This is a genomic window from Pseudomonas sp. AC252 (genome assembly GCF_979258105.1).
Genome location: NZ_OZ409837.1, coordinates 726400 through 746141, shown reverse-complemented (window position 1 = coordinate 746141; position 19742 = coordinate 726400). Strand labels below are relative to the sequence as shown.

Here is a 19742-nt window from a genome sequence, read left to right as displayed (position 1 = left end):
GACGGTGATTCAGGCAACCATTTATCGTCTGACACACCGCCTTCGCGAGCAAGCCCGCTCCCACAGGGGGATCTGCGCTGTGAGATCGGGTTATTTCTTCGCGACGATAACCGCGCGCATCGGCGCCGGCAGCCCTTCAATGGTTTTGCTGTGATCCTCGGGATCCAGAAAATCGCTCAGCGATTGATACTTCATCCACTCGGTCCCGCGCTGTTCCTCAACCGTGGTCGTGCTGACATCCACACAACGAATATCGCTGAACCCGGCCCGCCGCAGCCATAATTCCAGCGCCGGCACTGACGGCAAAAACCACACGTTGCGCATCTGCGCATAGCGATCTTCCGGGACCAGCACCTGATGCTTGTCGCCTTCGACCACCAACGTTTCCAGCACCAGTTCGCCGCCCTTGACCAGGCAATCCTTCAGCGCTAGCAAATGCTCGATCGGCGAGCGGCGGTGGTAGAACACGCCCATGGAAAACACCGTGTCGAAGCCTTCCAGATTCGGCGGCAGATCTTCAAACGGGAACGGCAGGTGCCAGGCATTCGGCTCGGACAAATAACGTTGCACAGCCTGGAACTGGCAGAAGAACAGCCAGTTCGGGTCAACGCCAATTACGCTGTCGGCACCGGCGCCGAGCATGCGCCACATGTAGTAGCCGTTGCCGCAGCCGACATCGAGGATACGCTTGCCTTTGAGGTCCAAGTGCGGCGCCACGCGCGACCACTTCCAGTCCGAACGCCATTCGGTGTCGACATGCACGCCGAACAGATCGAACGGCCCTTTGCGCCACGGCGACAGGCCCATCAAAGCGGTGCGCATCTGCGCGCGGGTTGCGTCGTCGCAATCGGTGTCGAGTTTCAAGCAGTTGAGCAAATCGACTTCGCTTGGCTGGATCTTCGGCAAGGCGTCCAGCGCACTTTGCCAGCGTTCCAGATCGCCGTGGCCTTTCTCCATTTTCTTGTCGAGTTGCGCTTGCAGCGTGTTGGCCCAGTCGGCCAGCGGAGTACCGGCCAGACGGCGGGCGAGGGGGGACAGATCAATCATGGCAAGGCAATCAACGAGGCAAAGTTAAGACACTGGAACCACGGCATGACTTTCGAGAACCCGGCGGCCAGCAAGCGTTCGCGGTGTTCTTCGAGGCTGTCGGGCTTCATGACGTTTTCGATGGCGCTGCGCTTCTGGGCGATTTCCAGTTCGCTGTAGCCGTTGGCGCGTTTGAACGCCACGTGCAGATCGGTGAGCAGCGCATGCTCTTCGGCATCGTTGAAGCGCAGCTTCTCCGAGAGAATCAGCGCGCCGCCAGGCAATAGCGAATGGCGAATGCGCGAGAGTAACGCGGTGCGCTGGTCCGGGGCGATGAATTGCAGGGTGAAGTTCAGCGCCACCACCGAGGCAGGCTGGAATTGCAGCGCGAGGATATCGCCTTCGATCACCTCGACCGGCAGCAATTCCTGAAACATCGAATCCTGACCGTTGAGGTATTCGCGGCAACGCTCGACCATCGCTGCTGAGTTATCCACAGCGATCACTCGGCAACCGTCGGTGCGCACATGGCGGCGCAGGGCTTGAGTCACTGCGCCGAGCGACGAACCGAGGTCATAAAGGACGCTGTTCGGCTGGGCGAATTGCGCGGCGAGCACGCCGAGGTTTTCGACGATGGTCGGGTAACCCGGCACCGAGCGCTTGATCATGTCCGGGAACACCCGCACCACGTCTTCGTTGAAGGCGAAGTCAGGCACCTGGGCCAAAGGCTGGGCGAATAGGCGATCGGGTTCTTTGCTCACGGCGGCGTCCGGCGGTGTCGGTGGAAAAGGCCGGCATTTTAGCCAAAGTGGCGCGGGGATGCTTGGGTTGTCTGATAAAGCACAGTACTGGCGGATAAACTTCGCCGTCAGGGATATCGCTTTCGCGAGCAGGCTCGCTCCCACAGGGGATCGCGGTGTCCTGTGGGAGCGAGCCTGCTCGCGAAGAAGCCAGCGCGGTTTGCCGCAGTCAGTTCACGGAAATGGCGCAGTCAAAGGTTTCCACGGGCAGCACTTCCGGCGCCCAGGGTTGTTGCGAAGTCAGGCGCAAGCGCCCGGTGCCGGCTGCGAATGCCTGGAAGCGCCAGGTTGATATACCCGCTGCGCCGACCACGCCGGCATCTTCCGGATTGCTGTAGACCTCCGGGCTGAGCGCACGCAACACGCCGCCAGCCGAATCCTGAATCGCCCAGCGATAACCCGTGGTCGGGTTGCTCGGCAGGGTGATGATCAGGTTTTGTCCGGTCGTGAGCCGCACCGGGCATTCGCTTTGTTTTTCCACGGTCACGTTGTGTTTCGGTTGCGTGGCGCAGGCGGCCAGCAAGCAAAGGGCGAGGGGGAGAAACAGGCGAGTGGGGGACATAAGGTCAGCAGCTCCGGCGGTTACGACGAACGGCGAGCATAACTGAAGATGAGACAAAGTGTGACAGGTGGGTTTTGCGTTGACCCGACTGACGCCATCTTGAGCAGGCTCACTACTACAGGGGAACGCATTCCAAATGTAGGAGCGAGCCTGCTCGCGATAGCGATATATCAGGCCCTGAAAACTGTCAGAAGAGCACCTTCGCCACATCCGCAAACTTCTTGGCAAAGTGCACGGTTATCCCTTCCTTCAGATAATCCGGCAATTCCTCGAAGTTACCCCGGTTCGGCTCCGGCAGAATCAACTCGAAAATCTTCTGCCGGCGCGCCGCGATCACTTTCTCGCGCACGCCGCCGATCGGCAGTACATGCCCGGTCAGCGTCAGCTCACCCGTCATTGCCACGCCTTTTTTCGGCGGCTGATTGCGTGCCAGCGAGAGCAACGCACTGGCCATGGTCACGCCGGCGCTTGGGCCGTCCTTCGGCGTCGCGCCTTCAGGCACATGCAGGTGGACGAAAGCTTCGTCGAAGAATTTCGCATCACCGCCGAACTGCTTGAGGTGCGAGCTGACGTAGCTGTAGGCGATCTCTGCCGATTCCTTCATCACATCGCCCAGTTGCCCGGTGAGTTTGAAGCCACGGTTGAGCGTGTGAATCCGCGTGGCTTCGATCGGTAACGTGGCGCCGCCCATGCTGGTCCAGGCCAGACCGGTAATCACGCCGGTGCCGGACAAGACTTGCTCATTGCGGAACACCGGATGGCCCAGCGAGGCTTCGAGGTCTTTCGGGCCGAGTTTGATCACTGCTTTCGGATCGTCGATCAGCTTCATCACCGCTTTGCGCACCAGTTTGCCCATCTGCTTTTCCAGCTGGCGCACGCCGGCTTCACGGGCGTAACCGTCGATCAGGGCTTTGAGTGCGGTGTCGCTGATGCTCAGGCTGCCTTTCGACACGCCAGCCTTTTCCAGCAGTTTCGGCCACAGGTGCCGCTTGGCGATGGCGACTTTTTCTTCGGTGATGTAGCCGGACAGGCGAATCACTTCCATCCGGTCGAGTAACGGGCCGGGGATCGAGTCGAGGGTGTTGGCGGTGCAGACGAAGAGCACTTTCGACAAGTCCATGCGCAGGTCGAGGTAGTGGTCGAGGAATTCGACGTTCTGCTCAGGATCGAGGGTTTCCAGCAGCGCCGAGGCCGGGTCGCCCTGGTAGCTCTGGCCCATCTTGTCGATCTCGTCGAGCATGATCACCGGGTTCATCACCTCGACGTCTTTCAACGCTTGCACCAGTTTGCCCGGCTGCGCGCCGATGTAGGTGCGGCGGTGGCCCTTGATTTCGGCTTCATCGCGCATGCCGCCGAGGCTGAAGCGGTAGAACGGCCGCCCGAGGGATTCGGCGATGGATTTGCCAACGCTGGTTTTACCCACGCCCGGCGGGCCGACCAGCAACACAATCGAACCGCTGATCTCGCCTTTGTAGGCACCGACGGCGAGGAATTCGAGAATGCGATCCTTGATGTCATCAAGACCCGCGTGGTGCTTGTCGAGGACTTTGCGTGCGTGCTTGAGGTCGAGTTTGTCCTCGCCGTACACGCCCCACGGCACCGAAGTCGCCCAGTCCAGATAGTTACGTGTGACCGCGTATTCCGGCGAGCCGGTTTCAAGGATCGACAGTTTGTGGGTTTCTTCTTCGAGGCGTTTCTGCACCTGCGCCGGCAGGGTTTTGCCTTCGAGGCGCTGCTGGAACTGTTCGAGGTCAGCACTGCGGTCGTCCTTGGTCAGGCCAAGTTCTTGCTGGATGACCTTGAGTTGCTCCTTGAGGAAGAACTCACGCTGATGCTCGCCGATCTTGCGGTTAACTTCAGCGGAAATCTCCTTTTGCAGGCGCGCGACCTCGACTTCCTTGCGCAGCATCGGCAGGACTTTTTCCATGCGCTTGAGCATCGGCACGCAGTCGAGCACTTCCTGCAGCTCGGGGCCGGTGGCGGACGTCAGGGCGGCGGCGAAGTCGGTCAGCGGCGACGGATCGTTGGGGCTGAAGCGGTTGAGGTAGTTCTTCAGCTCTTCGCTGTACAGCGGGTTGAGCGGCAGCAGTTCCTTGATCGCATTGATCAGCGCCATGCCGTAGGCCTTGACCTCGTCGGTCGGCTCGGTGGGCTGGTGCGGGTATTCGACTTCGACCAGATACGGCGGACGGTGATGCTTGAGCCAGGTCTTGATGCGTACACGGCTCAGGCCCTGGGCGACGAACTGCAGTTTGCCGTTTTCGCGGCTGGCGTGGTGAACCTTGACCAGCGTGCCGTATTCGGGGAGGGCGCCGGTGTCGAAGTGGCGCGGGTCTTCCTGGGGCGTATCCATGAAGAACAGGGCCAGGGAGTGGTGTTCGGATTTGCTGACCAGTTCGAGGGTTTCGGCCCACGGCTCTTCATTGACGATGACCGGCAAGACCTGGGCCGGGAAGAACGGACGGTTGTGGATCGGGATGATGTAGACCTTGTCCGGCAGGTTTTGCCCGGGCAGCGCCAGGCCGGTGCCGGAGGAGGTGTGTTCGATGTGGTCGGTTTCGTAATCGTCGTGGTTGTCCGGGCGATCTTGCTGGTCGGTCATGGGGCACCTGCGCAATGGGGTATGGGTCTTAGATGGGGCAGGGGTGGCGTGGTTTCAATGGGGCGGGTGTGTTTCTGCTTGTGTGTTCAGGGGGGACAGTTTTTTGACCTTGGCGGCCTTTGGGCCGGCCATGCTCTGGATGGTTTGTGGGAATATCCGTTTCTGCGGGTGTTGCTGATTACGGTTTCGCCCTTACGGCGAGTCCCTTTTTCAAACGCCAAAAAGGAACCAAAAGGCTTGCTCCTGCGTTCGGCCCTCGCAGGCTCGGGTTCCTTCGCTCCGGGACTGATCCGGGCGCAGCGGCCCCGGTTTGCTTCGCTGCATCTCCTTGCGCTGTGTCTGGCTGCGCCAGACGGTCGCTGCGCTCCCACGCCCGGATCAATCCCTCCACTCAGCCTTCCGACGTCGCCCGTGGATCAAGATCAAAAGCGTTACTCGAGCTAACGCTCATCGTGCAGGAGCTGCCGAAGGCTGCGATCTTTTGATCTTGATTTTGCTTTCTGTGGGAGTGAGCCTGCTCGCGATAGCGGTGTGTCAGCCCCAAAGTTGCTGTCTGACACACCGCTAACGCGAGCAGGCTCACTCCTTGTGAACAGCTTTAAGATTTCATGCATGAAAAAGGCGATGTCCCTTACGGAACATCGCCTTTTCTTTACCGCTCGCTAACGCTTACTCAGACAGCTTGTACGCAATCACATAGTCACCTTGCTTGGTGCCCAGCGAGCCGTGACCGCCGGCGACGACGAGCACGTATTGCTTGCCGTCCTTGCCGGTGTACGTCATCGGTGTGGTTTGCGCGCCGGCTGGCAGGCGGCCTTCCCACAGTTGCTTGCCGTTTTTCACATCATAGGCGCGCAGGTACTGGTCGAGGGTACCGCTCAGGAAGGCAACGCCACCTGCAGTGGTGAAGGTGCCGCCCAGGCTCGGTACGCCCATGCTCAATGGGATCGGAACCGGCGAGCTGTCGCGCACGGTGCCGTTTTTGTGCATCCAGATGGTTTTGCTGGTGGTAAGGTCGACCGCTGCGACATAACCCCACGCTGGCGCCTGGCATGGCAAGCCCATTGGCGACAGCAGCGCCTCGAGGATCACGCCGTATGGCGCGCCCTTGTTGGGCTGTACGCCTTCGGTTTCGCTCTTGCGACCCGGGCCGCCGGCAACTTCTGCAGCCGGTACCAGTTTCGAACGGAACGCCATGTAGCTCGGGTTGACGAAGGCGATCTGGCGCACCGGATCGACCGAGATGCCGCCCCAGTCGAACACGCCGAAGTTGCCTGGATACACGATCGAACCTTGCAGCGATGGCGGGGTGAACGGGCCGTCATAACGCAGGGATTTGAAGTCGATCCGGCAGAGCATCTGGTCGAATGGCGTCACGCCCCACATGTCGCGTTCTTTGAGTGGCGGCGGCATGAAGTTGAGGTCGGATTTCGGTTGGGTCGGCGAAGTGTGGTCGCCTTCCACCGCGCCTTGCGGCACCGGGATTTCGTTGATCGGTACGATGGCCTTGCCGGTGCTGCGATCCAGCACGTAGATGCTGCCCTGCTTGGTCGACGCCAGTACCGCTGGCTTGACGCCGTCAGCGGTCTTGATGTCCATCACGGTCGGTTGACCGCCGACGTCCATATCCCACAGGTCATGGTGGGTGAACTGGAAGTTCCAGCGCACCTTACCGGTGGCGATGTCCAGCGCGGTCAGGCCAGCGGCGTGCAGTTCCGATTCAGGCGTACGCATGCCACCGAACTGGTCCGGGGTCTGGTTGCCCATCGGCAGGTAGAGCATGCCGAGTTTTTCGTCTACGGCAAACATCGACCACATGTTCGGCGAGTTGCGCGTATAGGTCTTGCCTTCGGCGATCGGCGCGGTGTCGTCCGGGTTGCCGCTGTCCCAGTTCCACACCAGTTTGCCGGTGTGCACGTCGAACGCGCGGATCACGCCGCTAGGCTCGTCGGTGGAAACGTTGTCGGTGACGTGACCGCCAATCACCACCAGGTCCTTGGTGACCGCAGGTGGCGAAGTGGAGTAGTAGCCGCCGGCGTTGAAGCCGCCGATGTTGGCGCTCAGGTCGACCTGGCCTTTGTCGCCAAAGTCTTCGCACATTTTGCCGGTGTCGGCATTCAGGGCGATCAGACGGGTGTCGGCGGTTGGCAGGAAGATGCGACGCGGGCAGGCGCTGGCCGGGGCCGGGCTGGCCGAACCGGTCGGGCTCTGCTCGGAGGCATAGACCGCGTCGTCGTGATAGCTCACGCCACGGCAGGTCATGTGCGCCCAACCTTTGAAGTTGGCCGCGTTCTGCGTGCTCAGCTTCGGATCGAAGCGCCAGATTTCCTTACCGCTGTCCGGATCCAGCGCAATCACCTGGCTGTGCGGCGTGCACACATAGAGCATGCCGTTGACTTTCAGCGGGGTGTTTTCAGCGGTGGTTTCGCCCGGATCGTTCGGCCCCGGGATGTCGCCGGTGCGGTAGGTCCAGGCCGGTACGAGTTTGCTCACGTTGGCCGGGGTGATCTGCGCCAGTGGCGAGTAACGATCACCGTGGGCGCTGCGGCCGTAGGAGTTCCAGTCACCGTCGGGCATGGTCGGGGCGGTGTTGGTCATACCGTCGACGCTGTCGCGGTCCAGTTGGCCTTTGATTTCCCCAGGGTTGGTGAACTGACTGGCTACAGCGGTCAGGCCGGCCAGTACCACCGCTACGCTCAAGGCGCCGGTGCCCATTGGCGCCGGACCGTTGAGCAGCAGCGGGCGACGGAACCACGGCAGCAGCATCACCAGACCAAGGGCGAACAGCATCGCCAGACGCGGCACCAGTTGCCACCAGTCCAGACCGACTTCCCACAACGCCCATACGGTGCTGGCGAACAGCACGATGGCGTACAGGCCCAGCGCCGCACGACGGCGCATCAGCAGCAGGATGCCGGTCAATGCGATGCCGATACCGGCCAGCAGATAGTAAAGCGAGCCGCCGAGCATGCTCAGCTTGACTCCCCGGCCAGCATGGCCAGGCCCATCAGTAGAAGCAGAATGCCGAGCAGGCCCGGTAGCAGACGGCCCCGACTCGAAGCACTTTCGGTGCTCATAGTGTGATTCTCCGTGACGTTTATGTAGTCCCGCGCTGTAGTCACTTTAGATGACGATTTGGCGCAGGCATGGTTCAGATAAAAACTTGTTCGGCTAACGAAATGCATTCGTGTAGGAGTGAGCCTGCTCGCGGTAGCGCTGTTTCAGTCTCTGGAGATGTCGCCTGTAACACCGCTATCGCGAGCAGGCTCACGCCTACATTGGATTTGTGTAGATCTCTAGAACGACGACTGGATCTTGATCCCGCCGATCAGGGCGTCGTCGACGTCGTTCACGCCACCGGGGTGGCGGATGTATTGCAGGTTCGGGCGCACGGTCAGCCAATTGGTCACGTGCACGCCGTAATACAGCTCGGCGCTGTACTCGGTGTCCTGCGGTGGCAGGAACGCCGGATTGTCGTAGTCGTAGACGGCGTTGGCGCGGTTAGTCATTTCGGCATTCTTGCGATAGGCCGGGTTGACGTGGACGCGGGCCAGGGCGAAACCGATGTCGTCCTTGGCGCGAGCATCGAACGGACCTTTGTAGGTCAAGCCGGCCTGCACGTAGTTGTCGATGGCATTGGTTTTCTTGTCGTGCATCGTCGCGTTGGCGAACAGGCTCAAACCCCGGCTGTTATCGCTGGCGACACTGGTGACCTGCTGCTGCAGGCCCAGCCATACGCCGTGCTTGCTCGACGCGCTGCGGTAGGCTTCGCCGCTCAGCGCTGCCGGCTGGTCATTGCGATCTTTATAAACGTCAGACGCTTTGGCGTTGCTGTAGTAATAACCGGCGCGGTATTCGCCCGGCAGGCCGTTGAGCTTCGGCGTCCACACCAGTTCGACCGGCAGGATCGCGCCCTGGGTGCCGCTGCCGCTGAGTTTGAAACCGTTGCCGCGATCGAGGTTCGACGGGTTTTGCTCATAGGCGCCGACCTGTGCGTACAGCTCCGGCGTCAGGTGATATTTGACCCGCAGCGCCCATTGGCTGACCGGCCAGTTGTACCAGATGCCGCCGACCCAGTTACCAACCTGCGAGCCACAGAACGCCAGGTTCTGAAAATCGCAGGGGAAGCTGTTGAAATCTTCGCCTTCGCCGAACCGGCCGACCTTGATGTCGAGTTTCTGATCGAAGAATTTCTGCTGATACCACATTTGCGTCAGGCGCGTAGTCTGGCCACGTCCCCAGACTTCCTGCGCCGAAGTGAAGCCGCCAACGCGCGGATCGTTGATGCGGTCATTGCTGATGTTGTTGCCGCTGCGTTTGGTAATGGTCAGTTGGAACTCGGCGTCGTTCCAGCCAAGGATCTTCTGCAGATCCAGATGGGTGCCGAGGCCGAACTGGTCGCTATAGCGCGCAGTGCGATCGTGGTCATAGCCGCCGTGCAGGTTGCTGCCCATTTCGCCGGTGTAATCGAGTTTGAAGTCGTAGCCTTTTTCCGCGAGTTCTGTGCGCGTGCCGTTCCAGTCACCGAGCATGTACGGTGACTCACTGTCGAAGGCTGGAGCTGCCTGGACGCAGGTGGCAAGGCCAAGGGCGGTGCAGCCGCCGAAGGTGCGCAGCGCGAAGGTAGCGCTATCTCGGAAGGAGGAAAAATCAGCCATGAATAAAGTCTTTTTTTGATGTTTTACGGGTGCAGGCCGAGCGCTTCAGATTGTCGCATGCAGTGAAGCGTTTCAGCGGAAGGGCGGCAGGATAATGATCTGTAACAAAATGAGAAAGGGCTTTTGCAGACATGCAGCGTTTCGGATTCGGTAACAGTGCGGCAAACGGGCGCATTGTGAGTCGGACCACAGCCTGCGATCTTCCCGGGTTGGCCTACATTTGCAGGAAGGCCTTCCACCCGCTCAGCCCCTCGGCTAAGGTGCGCGGCTTTACGCATTTCCACTTCGCCCAGAGGCCCGGCATGAACGAACAATCCCCCGATCCGCTGCACGGCGTGACCCTCGAACAGATCCTCAACGCACTGGTGACTCACTACGAGTGGTCGGGTCTGGCCGAGCGTATCGACATCCGTTGCTTCAAAAGCGATCCGAGCATCAAGTCGAGCCTGACCTTCCTGCGTAAAACCCCATGGGCGCGGGAAAAGGTCGAACGCCTTTACGTCAAGCTGATGCGCACCAAGCGACCGCTCTGAGATGGACAGCGCGAGGCGGCGACGCCTGATCACCGGCCTGGCCGTGTTGGGCTGGGCAGGGCTGGCAATTCAGCTGTACCTCATCCTCTTCGCAAGATTGAGCATCGGCGCCAGCCTGTTGGGCGGGCTGGTGAGTTTCTTCAGTTACTTCACGATATTGACCAACACCCTGGTGGCGACGGTGCTGACCTGCGCGGTCACCGAGCGCGAATCCGCAGCGCGGCGCTGGTTCCTGCAACCCTGGGTCAGCAGTGGCATTGCGGTAAGCATCGCCGTGGTCGGTCTGGCCTACAGCATTTTGTTGCGGCACTTGTGGCATCCCCAAGGCTGGCAGTTTGTCGCCGATGAATTGCTCCATGACGTCATGCCATTGCTGTTTCTCGGCTATTGGTGGCGCTGCGTTCCCAAAGGCACGTTGCGCCTGTGGCACCTGCCGCTGTGGCTGATCTATCCGCTGGTGTATTTCATCTACGCCTTGCTGCGCGGGCATCTGCTTGGCGCGTATGCGTACCCGTTCATAGATGTCGCGGTGTTGGGTTATCCACAGGTGCTGGCGAATGCCGGGGGGATATTCGTGGGGTTTGTGTTGGTGGGGGTGCTGGTAATCGGCCTCGACCGCAGATTGTCCGCACGAAGTTGATATTCAATGTGGGAGCGAGCCTGCTCGCGAATGCGGTGTATCAGTTTGCATGGATGTTGACTGACACACCGCTTTCGCGAGCAAGCTCGCTCCCACACGGGAATTGTGGTCAGGAGAAAATCACTCCTCGTCAGATCCCTCCGCGCGCCAGTAGCCGACCGCCTTGATGAACTGTTCATCGAGACCATGCTCATCGATCAACACCCGGCGAATCTGCCGTGAGACCTTGGTCTCGGTCGCCACCCACGCGTACAGATTGCCCTTGGGCACTTGCAGCTGTTTGACCGTCGTCAGCAGGTTGTCCTTGCCGCCTTCGCGCAGTACCCAGATGACATTGAACTGCGCAGCGCTTTCCAGCACTTGCTGCTCGGCGCCGTTTTCCACTTCGATCACCACCAGCGCCTTGCGATTTGCCGGCAGGCCTTCGAGGCGGCGGGCGATGGCGGGGAGGGCGGTTTCGTCGCCGATCAGCAGGTAGCTGTCGAAGATGTCCGGCACGATCATCGACCCGCGCGGCCCGCCGATGTGCAGAAATTGCCCCGGTTGCGCCTGTTCCGCCCAGGTCGAGGCAGGGCCATCGCCATGCAGGACGAAATCGATGTCCAGCTCCATTTTTTCCAGATCGTAGCGACGCGGCGTGTAGTCGCGCATCTCTGGCATCGGGCCGTTGTCCTTGCCGGCGCCGAGCTGCATTGTCTCCAGCGCTGCTGCCTGTTCGGCGTTCTGCGGGAACAGCAGTTTGACGTGATCGTCCGTGCCCAGGCTGATGAATCCGGCCAGTTCGGGCCCGCCGAGGGTGATGCGGCGCATGCGCGGGGTCAGGTCGGTGACGCGCAATACTTCAAGCTTGCGTCGTTTGATTTCATGCATGACGCGGTGAATGGTTTGAGTATCGACTGCAGTCATTCGGCTGTCTCCGGGGCAGGTTGAACGGCAGGGCCGTCGACGATGGCTTTGGCGGTGTCGTTGAGCAGGTCGCGCACGCGCAGGATTTCTTCGGCGCTCCAGCGACCGTGGTGCAGCTGCAAGGCATGGCGCAGGTTGTGCACCGCTTCGTGGATTTCCGCCGGGCGATCATGGCCGCGCAGTGAGCGCTTGCTGACGTCGATGCGCATGCGTACGCCATCAAGCGCTACGGCCTGCTCACTCAAAGACAGACGACCGGCGTCGGTCACGCTGTAACGTTTTTTGCCGGCCTCGGCATCGCCGGCGATCAGGTCGCTCTCTTCCAGAAAGGTCAAGGTCGGGTATATCACCCCGGGGCTCGGGCTGTAGGCGCCGTCGAACATGCCTTCGATCTGGCGGATCAGGTCGTAGCCGTGGCATGGCTGTTCGGCAATCAGCGCCAGCAACAGCAATTTCAGATCACCGGGGGCGAACACTCGAGGGCCGCGGCCGCCGCGTTCGCGACCCGGGCGCTTCTCGAAGCCGTCGCGGCCGTCGCCGTGCTCGCGGTGGGGGGAATGATGGTCTCTCATTTCGCTTCTCTCACGTCGTATTTAGATACAACTTAAGATATATCTTAAAGGCGACGCAAGACGTTTTTCCCTCAAGCGCGTTTCGACGGACGAGCGGTCACCAGCACCCTTCGGGCGGAAAAAAATATATTTGGGTAATTGAACGATGCCGTGATCTTGAAGTTAAAGTTATCGCTATAGTTGCTCTTGAGTATATATTCTAATACCTCCAAAGTTGCTGATCTAAAGCGGCAAAGTTGCTGTATGGTTTTTTCCGGATAACTGTATGTAAGGCGAAACTTACAGCGAATATCGCAAGTATCTGTTTTTTGTTCTTTTTTCTGGCGGGGTGCGGGGTGGTTTAACTACGCGTTTGTCGGAAGTTGCCTGCTTACATTCCAGAGGCAACAGTCGATGATGCCCACCGTTGAAAGTTCAAGTTGATCCGCTGCTGCTTAAGCAATGGGTTTATGAACTTTTAATGACACCTTTCTTATATAAAGCAAACAGGTACTGAACGATGTTCAAGAAATTCGCAATCGCTGCTCCCCTGGCTCTTCTGGCAATCACCTCCACCGGTGCCTTCGCTGCGGGCGAAGCGTCGCATTCCATCAGCCTCGTCGCTCACGTGCCGACCAATGGTTTCTACGTGGTGCCAACCGATCCTGACCTGGTCAACAAGGATCAGGACATGAGCTACCAGCCGACGACCGGCAAGATGGCCGAAGTCAACGGTTTCTTCGATGTGCGCAACAACAACGGTTCGGTACACGCCAGCCTGGAAAGTCTGCCAAAACTGGTCGCTGGCAGCACTTCGATCGACCTGCAAGTGATGCTCAACAACAAGGAACTGACCACCACTCCGCAAATGGTCGTCGGTGAAGCCGAGTCCGACGTCAACTATCGCGCACCGCTGAAAATCTCCGCCAAGGGCAGCAACTTCCAGCCGGGTGACTACACCGGTTCCGTGGCAATGATCTTTGACGCCGTGCCACCGATTGGCGGCAACTGATCAACTGATCAGTTCAATACGCTCGCTTTTCACGAGTGGCGTCAACCGCCGGGGCAGACAGTCATGTAGGCCCCGACGGACTTTCATTGTCAGTCAATCAGAGTACAAGTTCATGTTCCCGATGACACCCATCGCGGCTGCGCTTGCGCTGTTGTTGTGTGCCAGCACAGCCATGGCCGCCAGCGCCGCCGGTACGACGCCACGCAGTCTGCTGGCCCAGGCCAAAGGCTTGCCGGCGGATTTCGAGGAGCATTTCTTTGATGTGCCGCTGGCGGTGCGGGTCGAGGTCGACCAACAGCCGCTCGGCGAGGCCATGGTGGTGCTGTCGCGCGATGATCGCCTCACCCTTCTCGAATTCACCGACACCAGCGAAAACCGCTTCGGTCCTGCAGAACGGGAAAAATGGGCGAGCTTTCTCAAGCCCGGCGTGCCTCTGGGCGCATGCACGGGATCTTGCCCGGAGGGTTTTCTGGCGGTGCATTACAACCTGGAAAACTCATTGGTTTCGATCGCCACGCAAGATGCCGAACGCGATGTCGAGGCCAAACGTTATTACGAGCAACCGAGCGGTGGCAGTAGCGGCCTGATGGTGCGCAATCAGCTCAACCTCAACGGTGGTCAGGACCAGGACCTCGGCGGACGCTTCGGTCTGGAGGCCAGCGCCAGCCTCGGCAACTGGAGCCAGACGCTCAATCTGCAAATGGCCCGGCTCGGCGGCCCCGACGATAAGCTTTATCACGCGGTACATGAACTGCACACCCAGCGCGAACTGCAAGGCAGTTTCTTTCGCCTGGGCTATTTCACCCCCAATTCCGAAGGACTGACGCGCCAGCCACGTACGTTCGGCACCAGCCCCGATACGGCGGTCGGCGTCATGTACGGCAGCTCTGACAGCCTGGCAATCAACAGTCCGATGCCCAGCGTTTACCCGATCTACGTCACCGCCAACCGGCAGGGTTCGGTGGAGATCTGGCGCGACGGTTTGTTGATCAATACACAATCGGTACCGGCCGGCCTGCAGACCCTCGATACCCGCCCGCTACCCGGCGGTATCTATGAGGTGGAAGTGCGCCTGATCGAAGACGGCCAGATCACTTCGACGACTCAGGAGCTGGTGTACAAGCCCAACAACTGGCGCAACCTCGACGAGCGCTGGCGCTACAACGTATTCGCCGGCGAGGAGAGCAAGCTGCTGAGCAACTGGGACACGCAATCGAGCGGCAGTCCCACCGCCGGCGCGTCGGTGAACTACCTGCTGCACCCACGGGTGATTGTCGGTGCCTCGGCGCGGCAGATCCGCGAAAAACTGCAGTACGGCACGTCCATCGACTGGACGCTGGCCAATCACATCACGATGTACGCCAACGTCTACAAGACTGAGGATTACGGCACCGGTCTCGATCTGCAGAGCCTCTATAACTACGGCGCCGGCAGTATCGTGGTCAGCCACAACCGCAGTTGGCTCGACACCACCAATACCTACGACACGTTGCCCGATGGCACGCGCATTCGGCCGCGCAACGTGTTCGTCGGGCAGACCAGCAACTCCTCGCTGGCACTCAACCATCGCCTGAGCAGCAAGAGTTCGGTGAACGCGCGGTTGTCGCACAGCGAAGGCAATGTCGAAGGCATGGGCGTGGATCTGGGCTGGACCCAGCGCACCGTGCTGTTGGGCAGTGATGCCAGTTGGCGGCTGTCGCTGTTTGATCGGCCGGGCAGTTTCAGCAGCGGCGATGCGCGCAATCGCGGTGTTGATCTGAGCATCAACCTGGCCCTTGGCGCACCTGGCCAGCAGCTCACCGGCAGCATTGGCTCGCGCACCGCCCGTGACGGCAAACGCGACAACAATGCCTCGCTCGGCTGGCGCAGGGATTTCAAGGACCACGTGCTGCAAAGCGTCTCGGTGACGGCGCTCACCGACACGTACGGCCTGGGCATGTCCAGCCTGACCAACTTCCGCACCGATGCGCTCAGCGGCGACGCGTTTGTCCAGCGTTCCTCCTACAACGGCAACTTCACGGGCGGGCTCAACCTCGACAGCACGCTGGTGGTCGGCGGCGAGAAAATGCTCCTGACCAGCCAGAGCGAAGTGCGCGGTGCCGGGATGATTGTCGACGTCGAGTCAGACATCGAGGACATCGTCCTGCGCGCCGACGACTACAGCGGCGGCGGTGCTGCGTTGAAGCCGGGGCGCAATTTCATTCCGATCACGGCGTATCAGAACAGCTCGGTGAGTTTCGATTTCGAAGGCAACGCCGTGCCGGCCGCCACCATTGAGCCGGCGCGCACCCGTTATCACTTGAACAAGGGGGGCGTTGAGTACCGCCAGATCCGCGTGATGAAAACCCTGACCGTGCTCGGCCGTCTGGTTGACGGTCGCGGCCAGCCGCTCAAGGGCCATCACGTGATCAACCACGCCAGCCGTGGCGTGACCGAAGTCGACGGGTTCTTCTCGATGGAAATGAACGCCGGCTCACCGACCCTGGAAGTACGTCAGGGCAATCAGTTGCTGTGTCAGTTCCGCCTCAACGAGGCCGACCATCGCAGCGAAAACGACGTGCTGATGATCGGGGATTTGCGTTGCACGCCGGATACGTTGGCCGATGTCACGTTCAATGAACAGAAGGCAGGGTGATCCGATGAAAAAGCGTGCTTATGGGCTTGGGCTCTGTTTGGCCCTGGCCATGCCGTCAGCGCAGGCGGCGAATCAAGAAATCCGGGCGTTGTTCCAGCCCGATCCGATGCAGCCAGGCAAGAACCTGTTCGTCAACACGACCCCCAACGGTGGCTATTGCGCGGCTTTTCCAGGACCGTGTGCCGACAAGAACATGTTCAGCATCGAGCTGCCGGTTCGTTACAAATCAAACCGCGCGATAAGGGCCGGGGACGACGTTGCAGTGCGTGCGCCTACCGGGTGGCGGCGGTTGACGGTGACGAATCAGGATACTCAGGAAACCGAAGTTGTAGAGCTGCGCATTACCGGCATTGGTTCCAATTTTTTCCTGAGCGATCCCGTCGACACGCTCACCGGTGTGGCTGCGCCCACCGGCCACGACATCCTCTGGACGTCTCAATCCGGTTGGCTGTATGCCCCACCGCCGTGCCAGGGCAGCGGCCTGGCGGGGTACACCCCGAGATCCTATCGCTTTTTCTGGCACACGCCTGTGGAGGGAGCGTGCACCAAGACCGCCGCATTCAACATCCCCTCAATGGACTACGACAAGATCGATTTTGCCTACGAGCTCAAAACGCCCAACCCATTAGGCATGTCGAGCGGTCTGTATACCGGGTCCATCGATTACACCATGGGTCCGGGCGGCGATTTCGATATGGGGGCCATGATGGACGCGGACGACAATGGATTGACCCTGAATTTCGTGCTCGACGTGCAGCACGTTCTGAAAGTCGATCTGCCTCCGGGTGGCAACAAGGTCATGCTGGAGCCTGAAGGCGGATGGCAGAGCTGGATCAATAGCGGCAGAAAGCCGACACAAATTTTCCGCGATCAGTTGTTCTACCTTTATGCCTCGACGCGGTTCAAGGTCAAGATGATGTGTGATCGCGTGGCATCGGGCGGTGACTGCAAATTGCACGGCCCTGATGGCGATTACGCCAGGGTCAGCGTTGCCATCACTTTACCCAATGGTATTACCGACATTAATGGTAACCCCGTCTCCCGCTATCCCTTGATGATTGATTATTGGAACACCTTTCAACCCGGTCTGTATGTCGACCGAAAAGCCGCGTCGCTGAATTTCATCATGTACAAATACGCCGTCGATCAACTGCTTACCCCTGGCAAGCACGGCACGTACAGCGGCGATATCACCATCATTTGGGACTCGGAAGTATGAATACTCGCGTCTGGCCATTATCAATTTCCAAGGAGTTGCACACGATGAACCGTGGTTTCCTGCTGGGCCTGCTCAGCGCGTTTTGCCTGACGGCGCAGGCCGGGCCACAGATCAATGTGGGCACGGTATACGACTACCTGGATGCCGATAAAAGTACCTACCTCAAACGGGTATTCAACAGCGGTGACGCCACGGCGTTCGTCAAGGTCAACGTGCTGGAGATCGTCTACGAGGCGGATGGAACGTCAAAGGAAATTGCCGTGGTCAATGCCGCCGATGGCGCCTCGCGCAATGGCCTGATGGCCAGCCCGGCGCGGCTGATCGTACCGGCGCAAGGCATGCAGGGCACGCGCCTGCTGTACATGGGCGAACGGGATCGCGAGCGCTATTTCCGCGTGCGGTTCGTGCCGGTCGTGCCGGAGCAGGAGGACAATTTCGTCGTCAGCAATGAAGAACGCGATGACTACAAAAAATCGCTCTCGGCGGGGGTCAACGTGATGACCGGGTTCGGCACGATCTTCTTCGTGCGCCCGAGAAACGCGCGTTTCGACACGGCGATCAATGAAACCGATACGCGCTATGAATTGCGTAACAACGGCAACACGGTGCTCATCGTCGACGAATTCAAGAGCTGTTCGCTGAGCAAGGAAAGCGACTGCGGCGCGACCACCAAACACCATGTGCTGGCCGGCAAGACGTTCGCCTTCGACAAGGAGAAAGGCCGCGAATACCGCTTTTTCCTGATCGAGGGCGCCGACAGAAAAGCCCTGAAAGTCGCCAGCCGCTGACACGCTTTACCACTGACGCATCGGGTACCCGACATGATCAAGCAATGCATCGCACTCATGCTGCTGGCAGTTGCCGGCACCGAGGCCTGGGGCGCGCGGGAGGAGCACACTTTCGAAGTGTCGCTGACCATCCCCAGCCGACCTTTTACGTCATCCCGGCGGAGCCGGACTGGATTCACCGGCCCCAGCGCCTGAATTGGGATTACCCCACGTCAACGCTGGGTAACGTGGAGAAAAACTTCGATGTGCGCCATGACAGCAGTGCGATCGAGGCCCGTTTGCTGCTCGATCCTTATCTGGAAAACGGCCGGCCGGGAGAGATCATCGAACTGCGCGTGACCTTCAACGGCGTCGAGCTGAGTTCCCATGCCATCCCGCGACAAGTGGTGTCCCGGGAAGAAGCCGCCGCTGGCAAACGTGTTGCGCTGAAGATCGAACCGATCGAACCGGCCGGAGGCTATCGACCCGGTGACTACTCCGGCAACGTGTTGCTGATGTTCAACGCCGGCACACCGAGTGCGGGATGACGGCCATGAACCTGAAATCGCGCATCCGTTTCGGGCTGAACAAGAGGCTCTGCTGGCTGGGTGCCTTGCTGGCATCGAGCGTCACGCCGGTTCACGCCGCCACTCAAGAGATTCGTGCCTTGTTCCAGCCGGACCCGGCCCAGCCCAACAAGAACGTGTTTATCAATAAGACACCCAACAGCGGTTATTGCGCGAATTATCCGGATCAGTGCGTTGAAAACGGCATGTTCAGCATTCAGTTGCCGATTCGTTTCGACTCGATTCGCCCGTTGAATCCATCGGATGTGGTAGCGATTCAGGTGCCCGGCAATTGGCGACAATTGATCGTCAGCAATCCTGAAACACAAGAAACCGAAACCATGGAAGTGCGCATCAGCGGTGTCGGATCAGAGTTTCATCTGAGCCATCCGGCAACCCAACTGACGGGGGAGAGCGACCTCCTCAAGGCTCACCAGCAACTCTGGATCAACAGAAGCTGGGTGTATGCGCCTTTACCTTGCCTGTACAGCGGCGTCGGTGCCTATGGTCCGTCCAGTTATCGGTTTTTCTGGAAAACGCCGATGGCGGCCTATTGCACCAAGTCCGCGGCCTATTACATCCCATCCATGTATTTCGATACGCTCGATATCGCCTATGAGTTGCGCACGCCCAACCCCTTGGGCATGTCGACCGGAATCTACACCGGCTCAATCACTTACAGCGTCATCAACCGTGGTGATTTCGACTTCGGCCCGATGATGCAGGCGAGCGACGGCAGCATCACTCTGGATTTTGTCCTCGACGTGCAACACACCCTCAAAGTCGATATCCCGCCCGGCGGCAACCATGTCTTGCTGGAACCTCAAGGTGGCTGGCAGGGCTGGCTGGAGAGCGGACGGCGGCCGACGCGGCTGTATCGCGACCAGACCTTCAATATCTCGGCTTCGTCGAAATTCACCATGAAACTCGAGTGCGAGCATGATCTTGGATTCGGCGATGGCTGCGCCATCATGAACCGCGAGACGGGCTATGCCGGCGCGGTCGACGTCAGCGTCAGCTTGCCCCACGGATTGACCGACAGCGCGGGACGCCCGGTGCGTAACGTGCCGTTGGGCCGCACGGCGACCGCACCCTTTCAGCCTGGCATTTACGTCGACCGCAAACCGGGCACGTTGCACTTCGAAGTGGCGGAGCAATACACCAACTGGCTCATCGATAACGCCGGTGACAAACCCTACAAGGGCAACATCACGGTGATCTGGGATTCCGAAGTGCACTAGGCCACAACCGTCGGCCAGACCTCG

15 protein-coding genes and 2 pseudogenes are annotated in these 19742 nt (G+C 59.8%); 8 read left to right on the top strand and 9 right to left on the bottom strand.

Annotated elements, in window-relative coordinates:
- Positions 1-90: 90 nt before the first annotated feature.
- From cmoB to ACZZZ4_RS03385, 7 genes and pseudogenes are all read right to left on the bottom strand, one after another.
- Positions 91-1047 (bottom strand): tRNA 5-methoxyuridine(34)/uridine 5-oxyacetic acid(34) synthase CmoB, encoded by a 957-nt coding sequence (cmoB, locus tag ACZZZ4_RS03415; protein WP_463547256.1) that lies wholly within the window; start codon positions 1045-1047, stop codon positions 91-93.
- A complete protein-coding gene (cmoA, locus tag ACZZZ4_RS03410) occupies positions 1044-1787 on the bottom strand; it encodes a carboxy-S-adenosyl-L-methionine synthase CmoA (protein WP_463547255.1) in 744 nt (247 codons plus the stop codon). The genes cmoB and cmoA overlap by 4 nt, the downstream gene beginning before the upstream one ends.
- Positions 1788-1995: 208 nt before the next feature.
- Positions 1996-2388, bottom strand: coding sequence for a protease inhibitor I42 family protein (locus ACZZZ4_RS03405; RefSeq protein ID WP_463547254.1), 393 nt, complete (start codon positions 2386-2388; stop codon positions 1996-1998).
- Between the two features lie 187 nt (positions 2389-2575).
- On the bottom strand, positions 2576-4990 hold the full coding sequence (lon, locus tag ACZZZ4_RS03400) for an endopeptidase La (RefSeq protein ID WP_310406151.1): 2415 nt from the start codon (positions 4988-4990) through the stop codon (positions 2576-2578).
- Positions 4991-5659: 669 nt separating this feature from the next.
- A pseudogene (locus ACZZZ4_RS03395) lies at positions 5660-8067 on the bottom strand (glucose/quinate/shikimate family membrane-bound PQQ-dependent dehydrogenase).
- 219 nt (positions 8068-8286) lie between these two features.
- Entirely contained in the window at positions 8287-9648 is a 1362-nt protein-coding gene (locus ACZZZ4_RS03390; RefSeq protein ID WP_039758463.1) for a carbohydrate porin, read from the bottom strand.
- A complete protein-coding gene (locus tag ACZZZ4_RS03385) occupies positions 9641-9823 on the bottom strand; it encodes a hypothetical protein (RefSeq protein ID WP_463547253.1) in 183 nt (60 codons plus the stop codon). The genes ACZZZ4_RS03390 and ACZZZ4_RS03385 overlap by 8 nt, the downstream gene beginning before the upstream one ends.
- A gap of 127 nt (positions 9824-9950) precedes the next feature.
- Here ACZZZ4_RS03385 and ACZZZ4_RS03380 point away from each other — a divergent pair, with 127 nt between their 5' ends.
- Both ACZZZ4_RS03380 and ACZZZ4_RS03375 read left to right on the top strand, forming a co-directional pair.
- Positions 9951-10181: a VF530 family protein gene (locus tag ACZZZ4_RS03380; RefSeq protein WP_016773359.1), complete on the top strand. Its 231-nt coding sequence runs from the start codon at positions 9951-9953 to the stop codon at positions 10179-10181.
- Between the two features lies 1 nt (position 10182).
- On the top strand, positions 10183-10821 hold the full coding sequence (locus ACZZZ4_RS03375) for a Pr6Pr family membrane protein (RefSeq protein ID WP_463547252.1): 639 nt from the start codon (positions 10183-10185) through the stop codon (positions 10819-10821).
- Between the two features lie 120 nt (positions 10822-10941).
- On the opposite strand, the gene ACZZZ4_RS03370 is transcribed toward ACZZZ4_RS03375, so the two are convergent.
- Both ACZZZ4_RS03370 and ACZZZ4_RS03365 read right to left on the bottom strand, forming a co-directional pair.
- Complete coding sequence (locus ACZZZ4_RS03370; RefSeq protein WP_039758458.1) at positions 10942-11727, bottom strand: siderophore-interacting protein; 786 nt, start codon at positions 11725-11727, stop codon at positions 10942-10944.
- Positions 11724-12299 carry a PadR family transcriptional regulator gene (locus tag ACZZZ4_RS03365; protein WP_415761581.1) on the bottom strand — a complete coding sequence of 192 codons (576 nt, stop codon included), beginning with the start codon at positions 12297-12299 and terminating at the stop codon, positions 11724-11726. Before ACZZZ4_RS03365 ends, ACZZZ4_RS03370 begins: the two co-directional genes overlap by 4 nt.
- 499 nt (positions 12300-12798) lie before the next feature.
- On the opposite strand from ACZZZ4_RS03365, the gene ACZZZ4_RS03360 reads away from it, so the two are divergent.
- The 6 genes and pseudogenes from ACZZZ4_RS03360 (at position 12799) to ACZZZ4_RS03335 (ending at position 19718) form a co-directional block, all read left to right on the top strand.
- The gene (locus ACZZZ4_RS03360; protein ID WP_039758453.1) at positions 12799-13290 is read left to right on the top strand and encodes a CS1 type fimbrial major subunit; all 492 of its coding nucleotides are present in this window, start codon (positions 12799-12801) and stop codon (positions 13288-13290) included.
- 112 nt (positions 13291-13402) lie between these two features.
- Positions 13403-15925: a CS1-pili formation C-terminal domain-containing protein gene (locus ACZZZ4_RS03355; RefSeq protein ID WP_463547251.1), complete on the top strand. Its 2523-nt coding sequence runs from the start codon at positions 13403-13405 to the stop codon at positions 15923-15925.
- Positions 15926-15929: 4 nt separating this feature from the next.
- Positions 15930-17144: a hypothetical protein gene (locus ACZZZ4_RS03350; RefSeq protein WP_415761583.1), complete on the top strand. Its 1215-nt coding sequence runs from the start codon at positions 15930-15932 to the stop codon at positions 17142-17144.
- A gap of 44 nt (positions 17145-17188) precedes the next feature.
- Positions 17189-17932 (top strand): molecular chaperone, encoded by a 744-nt coding sequence (locus tag ACZZZ4_RS03345; protein WP_463547250.1) that lies wholly within the window; start codon positions 17189-17191, stop codon positions 17930-17932.
- Positions 17933-17965: 33 nt separating this feature from the next.
- Positions 17966-18459: pseudogene (locus ACZZZ4_RS03340) on the top strand (CS1 type fimbrial major subunit).
- 5 nt (positions 18460-18464) lie between these two features.
- The gene (locus ACZZZ4_RS03335; protein ID WP_463547249.1) at positions 18465-19718 is read left to right on the top strand and encodes a hypothetical protein; all 1254 of its coding nucleotides are present in this window, start codon (positions 18465-18467) and stop codon (positions 19716-19718) included.
- The last annotated feature ends 24 nt before the right edge of the window (positions 19719-19742 follow it).

Bases quoted from the DNA above. Each gene is read 5' to 3' on its own strand.
- cmoB (WP_463547256.1), bottom strand. From the start codon at position 1,047: ATGATTGATCTGTCCCCCCTCGCCCGCCGTCTGGCCGGTACTCCGCTG.
- ACZZZ4_RS03405 (WP_463547254.1), bottom strand. From the start codon at position 2,388: ATGTCCCCCACTCGCCTGTTTCTCCCCCTCGCCCTTTGCTTGCTGGCC.
- lon (WP_310406151.1), bottom strand. From the start codon at position 4,990: ATGACCGACCAGCAAGATCGCCCGGACAACCACGACGATTACGAAACC.
- ACZZZ4_RS03390 (WP_039758463.1), bottom strand. From the start codon at position 9,648: ATGGCTGATTTTTCCTCCTTCCGAGATAGCGCTACCTTCGCGCTGCGC.
- ACZZZ4_RS03385 (WP_463547253.1), bottom strand. From the start codon at position 9,823: ATGCGCCCGTTTGCCGCACTGTTACCGAATCCGAAACGCTGCATGTCT.
- ACZZZ4_RS03380 (WP_016773359.1), top strand. From the start codon at position 9,951: ATGAACGAACAATCCCCCGATCCGCTGCACGGCGTGACCCTCGAACAG.
- ACZZZ4_RS03375 (WP_463547252.1), top strand. From the start codon at position 10,183: ATGGACAGCGCGAGGCGGCGACGCCTGATCACCGGCCTGGCCGTGTTG.
- ACZZZ4_RS03370 (WP_039758458.1), bottom strand. From the start codon at position 11,727: ATGACTGCAGTCGATACTCAAACCATTCACCGCGTCATGCATGAAATC.
- ACZZZ4_RS03365 (WP_415761581.1), bottom strand. From the start codon at position 12,299: ATGAGAGACCATCATTCCCCCCACCGCGAGCACGGCGACGGCCGCGAC.
- ACZZZ4_RS03360 (WP_039758453.1), top strand. From the start codon at position 12,799: ATGTTCAAGAAATTCGCAATCGCTGCTCCCCTGGCTCTTCTGGCAATC.
- ACZZZ4_RS03355 (WP_463547251.1), top strand. From the start codon at position 13,403: ATGTTCCCGATGACACCCATCGCGGCTGCGCTTGCGCTGTTGTTGTGT.
- ACZZZ4_RS03350 (WP_415761583.1), top strand. From the start codon at position 15,930: ATGAAAAAGCGTGCTTATGGGCTTGGGCTCTGTTTGGCCCTGGCCATG.
- ACZZZ4_RS03345 (WP_463547250.1), top strand. From the start codon at position 17,189: ATGAACCGTGGTTTCCTGCTGGGCCTGCTCAGCGCGTTTTGCCTGACG.
- ACZZZ4_RS03335 (WP_463547249.1), top strand. From the start codon at position 18,465: ATGAACCTGAAATCGCGCATCCGTTTCGGGCTGAACAAGAGGCTCTGC.